This window comes from Saccharopolyspora erythraea (genome assembly GCF_018141105.1).
Taxonomy (GTDB): domain Bacteria; phylum Actinomycetota; class Actinomycetes; order Mycobacteriales; family Pseudonocardiaceae; genus Saccharopolyspora_D; species Saccharopolyspora_D erythraea_A.
The window spans coordinates 7,325,342-7,337,409 of sequence record NZ_CP054839.1; the positions used below are offsets into that span (position 1 = coordinate 7,325,342).

Sequence of the window (12,068 nt, forward strand, 5' to 3'; positions counted from 1 at the left end):
ATCAACCCGTTCACCTCGTCGCAGGAGGTGAACGGTTCGTTACCGCGACACCAACCAGTCCACTCGCAGCGACCGGGGCCAGCACCGAGACCGGGTCAGCGGAGGGCCCCACGGGTGATGTCCGATGTGGTCGTGCAGCCGGTCAGCGCCATGGTCAGGTCGAACTCGGCCATCAGGTTCCGCACGACCTCCCGCGCGCCGTCCGCGCCCGCCAACGCGAGCCCGTAGACGTAGGGCCTGCCGACGAGAACCGCACTCGCCCCGAGGGCCAGCGCCTTGAAGGCGTCGGTGCCGGTGCGGACACCGCTGTCGAACAGCACCGGGATTCGACCCCCGACGCGTTCGGCGATCCCCGGCAACGCGTCGATGGAACCGACGGCTCCGTCGACCTGCCGGCCGCCGTGGTTGGACACGATGATCCCGTCCACCCCGTGGTCGAGCGCCAGCGCCGCGTCGTCGGTGTGCTGGAGTCCCTTGAGGACGATCGGCAACGACGTCCGCTCGCGCAGCCAGGCGAGGTGCTCCCAGGTCAACGCGGGCCGGGAGAAGACGTCGAGGAAGGTTTCGACCGCTGCGCGCGGCATCGGAGAAGTGAGGTTCCGCAGGAAGCCGCCCGGGTATCGCCGGGCGATCCCGGCGAGGGTCTTCAGCGCCGCGATCCCGGGTCTCACCGGTGCGTCCTGCCGGGAGCGGGATGCCCGCTCGGCGACGAGTTCGGCGAAGACCGGGTCGCTGAGGTACTGCGCGATGCCCATGGCCCGGCCGAACGGCAGCCACGCCAGGTCCAGGTCCCGGGTGCGCCACCCGAGCAGGTCGGTGTCGAGGGTGACCACGATGGCCGCCGCTCCGATCGCCTCGGCGCGCCGGAGCAGGCTCGCCGCGAGCCGGTCGTCACCTGGCCAGTAGAGCTGGTACCAGCGGACCGTTTCGCCCAGCGCCACCGCGGTCTCCTCCATCGGCACCGAGCCCTGCGTGGAGATCACCATCGGCACGCCCAGCTCGCGGGCCGCGGCCGCGACCGCCAGGTCGGCCTCCCGGTGGGCCATCTCCAGCACCCCGACCGGCGCGAAGAGGAACGGTGAAGGCAGGCGGGCGCCGAAGAGTTCGACACCGGTGTCCCGGACCTCGACGTCGCGCAGCATGCGCGGCACGATCTCCCACCTGTCGAGCGCGGCCCGGTTCGCGTGCGCGGTCCGCTCGCGGCCGGCCGACCCCGCGACGTAGGCCCACGCGGTCCGGCTCATCCGGCGGTGCGCGGCGGCTTCCAGCGCGTCGGGCGACACGGGCACGCCTGGCGTGCGGCCGAAGAGGCCGGCGCGGTAGATCTGCGACTGGACGGCGCGCCCGAAGGATTCGCCAGCGGTCACGGGGTCCTCCGAACGCTCACCGGTCAACGTCGTGGGGCCGTAAGTTACCGGCCGGTTGGCAGCAGCGGAAGCAGTCGCGCTCCGAAGGCCCAGGGCCAGGACCCGCGCGGTAGGCCCTGGCCCGGGGAGCATTTCCGGCTCAGGGGCGCGACGTCATTTCTTCGATGGTGTTCTCGACCATCTGCCGGGTGTGCCGCAGTTCCCTGCTCTGCAGCGATTCCCGCAACGCGACCAGGTCGCGCTCGGTGTCCGGACGCGGACGCCCCAGCTTGTCGAGGCTCTTGAGCAGTCCGAGCTGCGCAAGCGCCTCGCCGCGGGGTTCGCCGATGACGCGGAACTTCTCGCGCGCGTCCCGGTAGGTGCGCGAAGCCTCCCCGTACCAGCTCGCGCGGAAGAGCACGTTGCCGCGCATCTTGCGGTTGTAGGCCAGCGCGCTGGAGAGGTCCATCTGCCTACACGTCTGCTCGGCCTGCGAAAGCAGCATCAACGCCTGGTCGTGGTCACCGCGCAGCGACGACACGTCGGCCAGACCGCGCAAGGCCCACGCGTGCCCGCGCTCGTCGCCGGACTCCTCCGCGGTGCGGGCGGCCTCGTCGAAGCGGTTCCAGGCGGAGTCGAGATCACCGGCGAAGCGGTCGATCTGCGCCAGCCCTTCCAGCGCCCACACGATGTGCCGGGACTCGCCGCGCCTGCGCGCCTCGGCCAGCACGTGTTCGTGCAGCACCCGCGCTTCCTCGTGGTCGCCCCTGATCCGCAGCGTCTCGGCGATCCCGGCGAAGGTGTAGCCGTAGGCGACGATGTCGCCCGCCTGCTCGGCGAGGTCGCGGCCGGCCGTCAGCCAGCGCACCGCGACGTTGAGCTTGCCGCACTGGCGGGCCAGCGTGCCGCCGCTCCACAGCGCCCACGCCATCGCGCCCTGCGCCGACACGCTCTTGGCCGCGTGGTAGCTCGCCCGCCACGCGGCGTCGGCCTCGTCGAGCCTGCCGAGTCGGCGGCACGCCTCGGCCACGCCGAGCCGCGCCTGCGCCAGCTCCAGCGGCGTGCCGTCGGCCTCGGCGCGGCCTTCCCGCTCCCGCGCGGCGGCGAGGACGTCCTCGTACGCCGTGTTGACCGACAGTTCCCGGAGTGCCCCCTGGTACTCCGGTGCGAACGCCTTGCCGTACATGCGAGCCACCTTCGCGATCAGCACCTCGGTCGAGGACCCAGCCTCGACCCTTGCCGGACCGCCGGCGCTCCGCTGTCCCCTGATCCGGAGCACCGGCGGTACCCGAACCCCCGATGACCTCACGTTATGCGGGTACGGGGAATGTTCGGATCGGCCGAATTGGCAGCGCGAGATCGATCGAACGGCCAGCGGAGCCGAACCCGGCTCGTACTTTCGGCCGAGATCAACACCGGGCGGAGGTTCACCGCGCCTCTCTCGCGCGGCGACCCCGTTGCTTCAGTGGCGTTGCGCGCCGGGGCGCTGTTGCGCGGGAAGGCGGCAGGCGGGCGTCGACCCCGGCAGCCGGTAGCGGTTCGCCGCGACCAACCGGTAGGCGGCGTGCGCCAGGAAACGCAGCACGGGCAGCGACATGAGGTGGCCGAGCAGCGGCCAAACGCCCCTGCAGTCCTTCAGCAACTCGGCGACGGCGGCGGCTCCGCCGAACCGACGCCCCGAGGTGTCGACCCAGACGATCTCGTGCCGGGCGCGGTCCTCGGTGATCCGCAGCGCCGCGAGGTCGGCCTCCTGCCACGGGACGAGCCGCACCCGCACGGGCAACCGCTCCACCAGTCGCGCGCTGCGCGTGCAGAAACCGCAGTCACCGTCGTAGACCAGCACCGGCACCGATGGCATGGGGACCTCCTCCCGGCGGAAGCGCACCAGGCTTCGTGGCACCCACGATAGGCCGGAGCTGCGGCCAGTCCCAGATCAGCAGGTACAGGTTCCCCGGCAGCACCAGCGGCCGCGGCCGGCCACGCCGCCGTCAGTCGAGGTCGTCGTGGCGCATGAGCTGGCGGCACGCCTCGGTCAGCGACCCCGACAGCGACGGGTACACCGAGAAGGTGGCGGCCAGGTTGTCCACGGTGATCTGGTTCTGCACCGCCATCGCGATCGGCAGGATCAGCTCGCTGGCGTTGGGCGCGACCACCACGCCGCCGACGACCACACCGGTCTGCGGGCGGCAGAACACCTTGAGGAAACCGCGGCGCAGACCCTCCATCTTGGCCCGGGGGTTGGTCGCCAGCGGCATCATCACGGTCCGCGCGGGCACCTCGCCGCTGTCGATCGCCTGCTGGCTGATGCCGACGGTGGCGATCTCGGGGTGGGTGAACACGTTCGCCGCGACGGTCTTGAGCTTGATCGGGGTGACCCCCTCCCCCAGCGCGTGCCACATCGCGATCCGGCCCTGCATCGCCGCGACCGAGGCCAGCAGCAGCAAGCCGGTGCAGTCACCGGCCGCGTAGACGCCGGGGACGCTGGTCCGCGACACCCGGTCCACCGGGATGTAGCCGCCGCGGTCCGGCTCGATGCCGATGCGCTCCAGCCCGATGTCGTCGGTGTTGGGCACCGAACCGACCGTCATCAGCGCGTGGCTGGCCTCGACCTGGCGGCCGTCGGCGAGGTGGATCAGCACGCCGGTGTCGGTGCGCTCCACCTTCTCGGCCCTGGCGTGCTTGACGACCTCGGTTCCGCGCTCGGCGAAGACCTCCTCCAGCACGGCGGCGGCGTCGGCGTCCTCGTGCGGCAGCACGCGGTCGCGGCTGGAGATCATGGTGACCTTCACGCCCATCTCGGTGTAGGCGGAGGCGAACTCCACACCGGTGACACCGGAGCCGATGACGGCCAGGTGCTCGGGCAGTTCGGGCAGGTCGTAGAGCTGGCGCCAGGTGAGGATGCGCTTGCCGTCGGGTTCGGCGCCCTTGAGGATGCGCGGCGTGGCGCCGGTGGCGATCAGCACGACGTCGGCGAGCAGCTCCTCGAAGCCGCCGTCGGCGAGGTCGACACCCACGTGGTGCTGTGCCATGCCCTTGGCCGGGCTGGTGAACCGCGCCCTTCCGGTGAGGACCCGCACTCCCTCCCGGCGGACGCGCGACCGCACGTCCGCGGACTGCGCGAGCGCGAGGCCCTTGACCCGGCCGTGGACCACCGCGACATCGACGTCGGTGTCCTCATTGCGGCTGCGGATGCCCAGCTCTCGGGCGTCGCGCGCCGAGGAGCGCGCACCGGAGGAGGCGATGAAGGTCTTCGACGGCACGCAGTCGTAGAGCACGCAGGCGCCCCCGAGGCCCTCCGGCTCGATCAGCGTCACCTCCGCCGCGTTCTGCGCGGCGACCAGAGCCGCCTCGTAGCCCGCCGGGCCGCCTCCCATGATCACGATGCGGGTCACTGTGCGATTCCTCCCCGGTCCGCCTGCCTTGTGGGCGCCGACCTCACCGTACGCTGCGCCGCGATCGGTCATTCCGGGTGGTGCCACCGCTTCGGGTGAGCCTCACCACGCGGCCCGAGCCGCCGAAGTCCCCGGGTACGGGACGGGAGCGGGACGTTCGGGCGAACCCCGCACGGCTTCCGGGACCGCCCGTCGCACCGCCGTACACCCCTTCGTGATGCGGTCCACTCCGACAGGTGGCCCGTCGATCGCTACCCTGTGGGGCGTGCCGCTGTACGCCGCGTACGGGTCCAACATGGATCCGGCCCAGATGATGGAGCGAGCTCCGCATTCCCCGATGGCGGGAACGGGCTGGCTGATGGACTGGCGGCTGACCTTCGGCGGGGAGGACTACGGCTGGGAAGGCGCGCTGGCCACGATCGTCGAGGCCGCCGGCTCCCAAGTGTTCACCGTCCTGTACGACGTCAGCCCCGAGGACGAACGACAGCTCGACCGCTGGGAAGGCTCCGAGCTGGGGATGCACAAGAAGCTGCGGCTGCGGGTCCACACGCTCGACGGCCCGGTCCTGGCGTGGCTGTACGTGCTCGACGCCTACGAGGGCGGTCTGCCCTCGGCGCGCTACCTCGGCGTGATGGCCGACGCGGCCGAAGCGGCCGGGGCTCCGTCGGACTACGTGGAGAAGCTGCGCAAGCGCCCGTGCGGCAACATCGGCCCCTGATCCGGTCGGCTTGGCCCACGCTCGCGTGACGTGATGTCCGCACCGGACATCACACCCACCGTGTGATAATCACTCGTGCCAGAGATCGCCGGGTGAGGGGTGCGCGTGGCCGACGCAGGCATGCCGGTGAACCAGCTCCAGCGCCGGGAGCAGATCCGCCGCGAGGTGCTGGACAGCGGCTACGTGAAGATCGAACAGCTCGCCGCCGAGCACGGCGTCAGCGGGATGACCATCCACCGCGACCTGGACGTGCTCGAAGAGCAGGGCTGGCTGCGCAAGGTGCGAGGTGGCGCGACGTCGACTCCGACGGCCGTGCTGGAAACCTCGCTGCGCGCGCGCATGAGCGACGCCGCCGAGGCCAAGGCGAGCATCGCCGCACACGCCCTGCAACACGTATCCCCAGGTCAGGTAGTCGCGCTGGACGACAGCACCAGCGCGCTGGCCGTGGCGAACCGCCTCACCTCGCTGGGCCCGCTGACGGTGGTGACCAACTTCCTGCCGGTGATCAGCCTGCTCGGCGGTGAGCCCGGGCTGCACGTGATCGGCCTCGGCGGGGACTACCGCCCCGACTACGACGCCTTCCTCGGGCTGCACGCGGCGGACATGGCCCTGACCATGCGCTCCGACGTGCTGTTCATGTCGACGACGGCGGTCGTCGAGGGGCACTGCCTGCACCGGTCGCAGGAGACGATTCAGGTCAAGCGGGCGCTGATGCGGACCACCGCGAAGCGGGTGCTGCTGCTCGACCACTCGAAGTTCGAACGCCGCGCCGTCCACGAACTGGCGCCGCTGACCGAGTTCGACGTCGTCATCGTCGACGCGGACACCCCGGAGGCCACCGTCGAGGACCTGCGGCTGGCGGAGGTCGCGGTCGAGGTCGCCGAAGGCTGACCGGGACGGCACACGGAGCCGGGTACCTCGACGAGCCGTGATCAGGTGCTCCCAGGCAGGCGGCGTCAATGCGGTTCGGCGCACCTGAGCGTCCAGCTCTGAGCGCGCTTACCGGACCGCCCCAGGGTCAGAGCCAGGCGCGCTCGCGCAGTTCGGCCAGGAAGCGCTGGTAGGACGCCTCCAGGGCGGGGACCTCCGCAGCTTCCGGCTCCACGACCTCGCCCGTGGGGACCATCGCCGCCGCGGCGCGGCTGAGGTCCGGGTGGACCGAACCGGCTGCCGCGAGCAGCGCCGCGCCCAGAGCTGTTCCGGCGTCCCGCATCCGCACCACCGGCCGGTCCAGCACCGAGGCACGGATCCGGCACCACGCGAGACTGCGCGCTCCGCCGCCAGCGGTGCGCATCGGCCCCTCGGCCGGTGCGCCCAGCTCGGCGAGGCGTTCCACCGCCAGCCGTTCGCAGAAGGCGACACCTTCGAGCCTGGAGCGGAACTCGTCGACCCGGTCCGCGGGCTCGCCGAGCACGAAGCTGCGCGCGCCTTCGGCCAGGAACGGGAACCGCTCGCCCTCACCTCGCAGCGGGTAGTTCACCACCCCCGAGGGCCCGCGCTCCGTCGCGGCCTCGTCGAGCGAGCGCAGCTCCGCCGCGTCCACATCGGACAGTGCCGCTCCGCCGACGTTGGCGGCTCCGCCCGGCAGCCACACGCCGTCCGGATGCAGGTGGCTGTAGACCGCTCCGGCCGGGTCGCGCACGAGTTGCTTCGACACGCCCTTGAGCACGAGGGTCGTGCCCAGCACGGTCACGAACTGCCCCACGTCCACCGCACCGCAGGCGAGCTGACCGGCGCAGCCGTCGGTCATGCCCGCCCGGACCTCGCAGCCGACCGGCAGGCCGGTCAGCTCGGCGGCCTGCGCGCTCACCGCGCCGAGCACGGTCGTCGGCCGCACGACCTCGGGAAGTAGCGTCGCGGGGACCCCGAGCGCGTCGAAGACCTCCGATGCCCATTCACCGGCCACTGCGTCGTAGCCGCTCTTGAGCGCGTGGCTGGAGTCCGTGGCGACCGGGCGCCCGACGAGCTTCCACCCGATCACGTCAGGTGTGTGGCAGGCCAGCACCGCCTCGTCCGGGGCGTCCGACGCCAGCCGCGCGATGCGCGCCAGCCCGGACCCCGCTGACGGCCGGATGCCGATCCGAGCCCACCGCCGGGCGCCCGCCTCGGCCGCCGTCAACGCCTCCGCGCCGGCCCGCCGGTCGTCGTACATCAGCGCGGGGGTGACCGGGTCGCCGTGCCGGTCGACGAGCACGACGGTGCCCGAGGTCGCCGACACCGCGAGCGCGGCGATGCCGGACGACCGCTCTCCGAGCGCAGCGGTGCACTCTCCGAGGCAGTCGCGGACCGCGGGCCACCACGTCGAGGCGTCCTGCTCGGAACGGCCGCCCGACGAGCGCACCGGCTGCGGCAGCGGGCGGGACGCCGCCGCGACCAGCGCGCCCGAAGGGTCGTGGACCTGCACGCGGACGTTCGCCGTCGCGATGTCCACTCCCGCGACCAACTCGCCCATCACCGCGCCTCCTGCAACCGCTCGAGAGCGGCGGGCAGGTCGGCCATCGTGAACATCGAGACGTCGGGCTCGGCGAGCTGCTCAGGCGTCGGCTCCGGCGGCGCCTCTCCGCGCACCACCCACACGGTTCGCAGGCCGAGCCGGCGGGCGCCGCGGACGTCGGTGTCGAGCCGGTTGCCCACGTGCACCGCGCGGCTCGCGTCGACGCCCGCCGCGTCGAGCGCGTGCTGGAAGATCGCGGGGTCGGGCTTGGAGGCGCCGACGACCTCGGAGATCGCCCAGTGGTCGATGAAGTCGGCGACCCCGTCCCTGCGGAGCGCGTCGACGACCACCGCCCGCTGGTTGGCCACGACCGCGAGCGCGTACCTGCCGGAAAGCGCGCGCAGCACCGGGAGCACGTCGGAGTGCAGCGCGGACGGCGGGTAGACCCAGTAGGCGTCGGCGAGGTCGGACAGGCGCTGCCGGTCGCCCGGCTCCAGGAACCGTTCGGCCACGGCGGTGCGCAGCGAGCCGCTCTGCGCCTGCCTGCGCTCGTCGTAGACCCGCTGGAACTCGTCTTCGGCGACCTCGCCGCCGCGCTCGGCCACCAGTTCGCGGGTGGCCCGCCACAGCGCGTCGCGGTAGGTCACGTCGTCGTAGATCGGACCGCCGACGTCGAGCAGCACGAGCTCGATCGGCGCGCCGCGCCCGGCGTCCTGACCGATGTCCGCGTTGACCTGCGGTGAAGCTTGGTCCGGCACAGTGCGTCCTCCTCGCTTGGCCACTCGCGCCTGCCGAGCGCAACGGCCTTCATCTCAACTCTACCGCTAGATTTAACACAACTCTTGCCATTTATAACACCTACTGCTGTGATGTTTGTGCTTCGAGGCGTCGGGGCAGGTCCGATGCCCGAGCGGCCACCAGGGAGGAGCGGTCGTGATCACGATCGGCATCGACGCCGGCACGTCCGTCGTGAAGGCCGTCGCCTACGCCGACGACGGCGTGGAGCTGGCCGTCGTCCGGCGCCCGACCAGGGTCGTGCACCCCGAACCGGGGTGGGCCGAGCAGGACATGGACGAGGTGTGGGAAGCCGTCGCGACCACCGTCGCCGAACTCGTCTCCGCGGTCGGGCAGGACGTGCGGGCGGTGGCCGTGACCGCGCAGGGCGACGGATGCTGGCTGGTCGACGCCGACGGCCGTCCGGTCGGGCCCGCGATGCTGTGGAACGACGCCCGAGCCGCGGGCACTGCTGCCGGCTGGGCCCGCAGCGGGATTCTCGACGAGCTGTTCGAGATCAACGGCTCGGTCGGTTTCGCGGGGCTGCCGCACGCGCAGCTCACCTGGCTCGCCGAACACGCACCCGGACGGCTCGCCTCGGCGTCGAAGGTCCTGACGTGCGGCGGATGGCTCTACCGCTGCCTGACCGGGCGGCTCGCGCAGGACGTCTCCGAGGCCTCGAACCCGTTCCTGGACGCCCGCAGCGGCGAGTACTCGGACGCGGTGCTGACCAAGCTCGGACTCGACTGGGCGCGGAAGCTGCTGCCGGAGGTCGTGGACGGCGAGCAGCGCGTCGCACCGCTGACGGAAGCCGCCGGGCGCCGCCTGGGCGTCCCCGCCGGAACGCCGGTGGTGCTGGCCGCCTACGACGTCATCTCGACCGCCATCGGTGCCGGAACCACCAAGCCCGGGCAGGCGTGCACGATCCTGGGGACAACGGTGTGCACCGAGGTGCTCAGCGACAGCCCGCGCCTCGAGCGCAGCCCGGTGGGCATGTCGCTGCGCACGCCGATGCCGCAGCGCTGGATGCTCGCCTACGCGACCCTCGCCGGCACCGAGGTCGTCGAGTGGACCTGCCGCATGCTGGGGCTGCCGAACCCCGAGAACCTCACCGCGCTCGCCGAGAACGCCGAGCCCGGCAGCGAGGGCCTGCTGATGCTGCCCTACCTCTCGCCGGGCGGAGAGCGGGCGCCGTTCTACGACCCGCGTGCGCGAGGCAGCCTGCACGGGCTGAGCCTGGAGCACGGCCCGGCGGAGATCGCCCGAGCGTGCCTCGAGGGCCTGGCCCTGGTCATCAGGGAGTGCCTCGACGCGAGCACGGCCACCCCCACGGAGCTGCGGCTCACCGGTGGCGGCTCGGCGAACCCCCTCTGGCGCCAGGTCATCGCGGACGCGACCGGACTGCCCGTGGTGCGGACCTCCGACGCGCAGGCCGGAGCACGCGGCGCGACCGTCACCGCCCACGCGGTGCTGGAAGGACGGACCATCCCCGAGGTCGCCGCCGACCTGGTCGGCACCTCCGACCCCGTGGACCCGCTCCCGGCGAACCGCCCCCGCTACGACGACGCCTACACCCGGTTCCTCGCCGCCCGCAACGCCGCCCGGACAGCGCACTGGTTCCGCCCAGCGGACTGACGAAGGGGCACGGACGCGGGGTGGCGCAGCGGCGACCGGCGGCGGGGCGGCGCAGCGGCCACCTGCGGCGCGGTAGCTCCGGGTGCGGCAGTCCGGCGGAGCAACGGCTCCCGGTGCGCAGCGAGCGGCGCGAGCGGGGAACGCGGTAGCTCCGCTCGCGGAGCGGGCGGAGCGGCGGCGGGGACGGACCGGCGCGGGGCAGCCCGGCGTTGCGGGCTACTCCGAGCGCGACACCGGTCACTGAGCGAGCGGGGCGGGACCTGCGCTGGGCGGACCGGCGTAGTGGGCAGCCCGGACGCGCGGCACCGCTCCACGGAGCAAGCGGCGCGGCAACTGCGTGGGGCGGACCGGCGCGGGCAGCCCAGCGTAGCGGGCAGCTCCACCCACGGAACGAGCAGGGCGGCAGCGGCGGGGACGGGCCGGCGCGGGGCAGCCCGGCGTTGGTTGCCCCGGGCGCGGCATCACTCACTGAGTGAGCGCAGGTAGAGCGGCGGGCAGGGCCAAGCGGCGGTGGAACGGTGCGAGCCCGGGCGACGCGGAGCACGACGGGGTGAGCCGACGCGACAGGCAGCGGGCGGGCCGACGCGGGGCGGTCGTATTCGCCCCTGGCCGAAGTAGCCGCCCAAGGGCAGCTCCCGCCTCGGCGACAAACTCCGGCCGGGTGACGACTTCCAGTGCTGGCGGCCCCAGCACGCCCGCGAATCGCTGCTGGCAGTCCCGACACGGTGACGAGTCGACTACCGGCGCCCCACCACGGTCACGGGCCGACTACTGGCGACCCCAGCACGGCGGTGCTCCGCAGGTAGTGGCTCCGGCGCTGTGCCGTCCGGCTGGCGAGTCCGGAAGAGGCGAGCCCGGCTGCTCGCGACTCCCGCAGGCGGCAACTCCCGGCGCGGCAACTCCAGCAGTGGCACCCCTGCAACTCCGAGCCCCGGCACCGCCGATCGCCGACACGCGGCTGGACCCGCGCGCGGATGGACCGGCGCATGGCTCGACCGGCGCATGGCTCGACCGGCGCGGGGCTTGACCAGCGCGCGGCTGGACCGGCTCATGGCTCGACCGGCGCGGGGCTGGACCGGCGCGCGGCTGGACCGGCGCGGCGCTCACCTGTGCGCGCTGGCAGATGGAGTGCACCGGTACGGCTCGACGTGACGGGTATCGGGTGTCAGGACGCCATCGCGAGTCCTCCTTCCTGCGACGGGAGCTGGCGGCCAGGCGATTCGGTCCATGCCAGTTCGAGGAGTGCGGCGGCTTGTCGTGTGCCCCGGCGGTCGCGGCGTCGGGCGAGGCGTTGCTCGACCAGTGCGCGGAAATGCGGTCCGCGCTCGCCGAGACCGGCCAGTGCCTGCTCCAGGCAGGCCAGGGCCATTCGTTGCGGACCTGTGCAGAGCAGATCCGCGATCGCGACGTCGAGCGCGTGGACGCGCAGGCCGTCCAGCTCCACCACGTCTTCCTCGCGGATCCATGCCTGGTGGAACGTCAGCCCGGGGACGGAGCGCTTCTCGCGGTAATACGGGATCGTGACATGGATGACCGGTCCGGCCGCCGCCACGCAGCCGTGCATGGCAGCGGCCGTTGCGCCCGACAGCACACCGGCCGGTCCCGCACGGAGGAGAGCGGCGCGTGCTCGGGTGCGCGGATCGTGCTCGAGTGCGGCTGGCAACACGACACCCGGCCACAGCTCGACAAGCCGCCGATCTTCGAGCGCGGCAGCGAGTTCGTCGCCACCGAGCAGCTGCTCAGCCTCCGCACGCAGCATCGCGCCACAG

General features: G+C 72.7%; 10 protein-coding genes. 3 read left to right on the plus strand and 7 right to left on the minus strand.

What is annotated here, in order from left to right; all coding sequences use genetic code 11:
- Positions 1-95: 95 nt before the first annotated feature.
- The 4 genes from HUO13_RS32745 to HUO13_RS32760 form a co-directional block, all read right to left on the minus strand.
- The gene (locus HUO13_RS32745; RefSeq protein ID WP_249124239.1) at positions 96-1,367 is read right to left on the minus strand and encodes an alpha-hydroxy-acid oxidizing protein; all 1,272 of its coding nucleotides are present in this window, start codon (positions 1,365-1,367) and stop codon (positions 96-98) included.
- Positions 1,368-1,506: 139 nt separating this feature from the next.
- Complete coding sequence (locus tag HUO13_RS32750; RefSeq protein WP_211898767.1) at positions 1,507-2,532, minus strand: tetratricopeptide repeat protein; 1,026 nt, start codon at positions 2,530-2,532, stop codon at positions 1,507-1,509.
- Between the two features lie 276 nt (positions 2,533-2,808).
- Positions 2,809-3,204, minus strand: a complete 396-nt coding sequence (locus HUO13_RS32755; protein WP_211898768.1) for a thiol-disulfide oxidoreductase DCC family protein — start codon at positions 3,202-3,204, stop codon at positions 2,809-2,811.
- Between the two features lie 130 nt (positions 3,205-3,334).
- Positions 3,335-4,738, minus strand: a complete 1,404-nt coding sequence (locus HUO13_RS32760; protein ID WP_211898769.1) for an NAD(P)H-quinone dehydrogenase — start codon at positions 4,736-4,738, stop codon at positions 3,335-3,337.
- A 265-nt stretch (positions 4,739-5,003) separates the two neighbouring features.
- Here HUO13_RS32760 and HUO13_RS32765 point away from each other — a divergent pair, with 265 nt between their 5' ends.
- Positions 5,004-5,456 carry a gamma-glutamylcyclotransferase gene (locus HUO13_RS32765; RefSeq protein WP_211898770.1) on the plus strand — a complete coding sequence of 151 codons (453 nt, stop codon included), beginning with the start codon at positions 5,004-5,006 and terminating at the stop codon, positions 5,454-5,456.
- A gap of 105 nt (positions 5,457-5,561) precedes the next feature.
- Positions 5,562-6,347, plus strand: a complete 786-nt coding sequence (locus HUO13_RS32770; protein ID WP_211898771.1) for a DeoR/GlpR family DNA-binding transcription regulator — start codon at positions 5,562-5,564, stop codon at positions 6,345-6,347.
- Between the two features lie 127 nt (positions 6,348-6,474).
- Here HUO13_RS32770 and HUO13_RS32775 read toward each other — a convergent pair whose 3' ends face one another.
- Complete coding sequence (locus HUO13_RS32775) at positions 6,475-7,908, minus strand: FGGY-family carbohydrate kinase (protein WP_211898772.1); 1,434 nt, start codon at positions 7,906-7,908, stop codon at positions 6,475-6,477.
- A complete protein-coding gene (locus HUO13_RS32780; RefSeq protein WP_211898773.1) occupies positions 7,908-8,648 on the minus strand; it encodes an HAD family hydrolase in 741 nt (246 codons plus the stop codon). The genes HUO13_RS32775 and HUO13_RS32780 overlap by 1 nt, the downstream gene beginning before the upstream one ends.
- A gap of 175 nt (positions 8,649-8,823) precedes the next feature.
- Here HUO13_RS32780 and HUO13_RS32785 point away from each other — a divergent pair, with 175 nt between their 5' ends.
- On the plus strand, positions 8,824-10,299 hold the full coding sequence (locus HUO13_RS32785) for an FGGY-family carbohydrate kinase (protein WP_211898774.1): 1,476 nt from the start codon (positions 8,824-8,826) through the stop codon (positions 10,297-10,299).
- A 1,165-nt stretch (positions 10,300-11,464) separates the two neighbouring features.
- Here HUO13_RS32785 and HUO13_RS32790 read toward each other — a convergent pair.
- A complete protein-coding gene (locus HUO13_RS32790) occupies positions 11,465-12,058 on the minus strand; it encodes a hypothetical protein (protein ID WP_211898775.1) in 594 nt (197 codons plus the stop codon).
- Between the last annotated feature and the right edge of the window lie 10 nt (positions 12,059-12,068).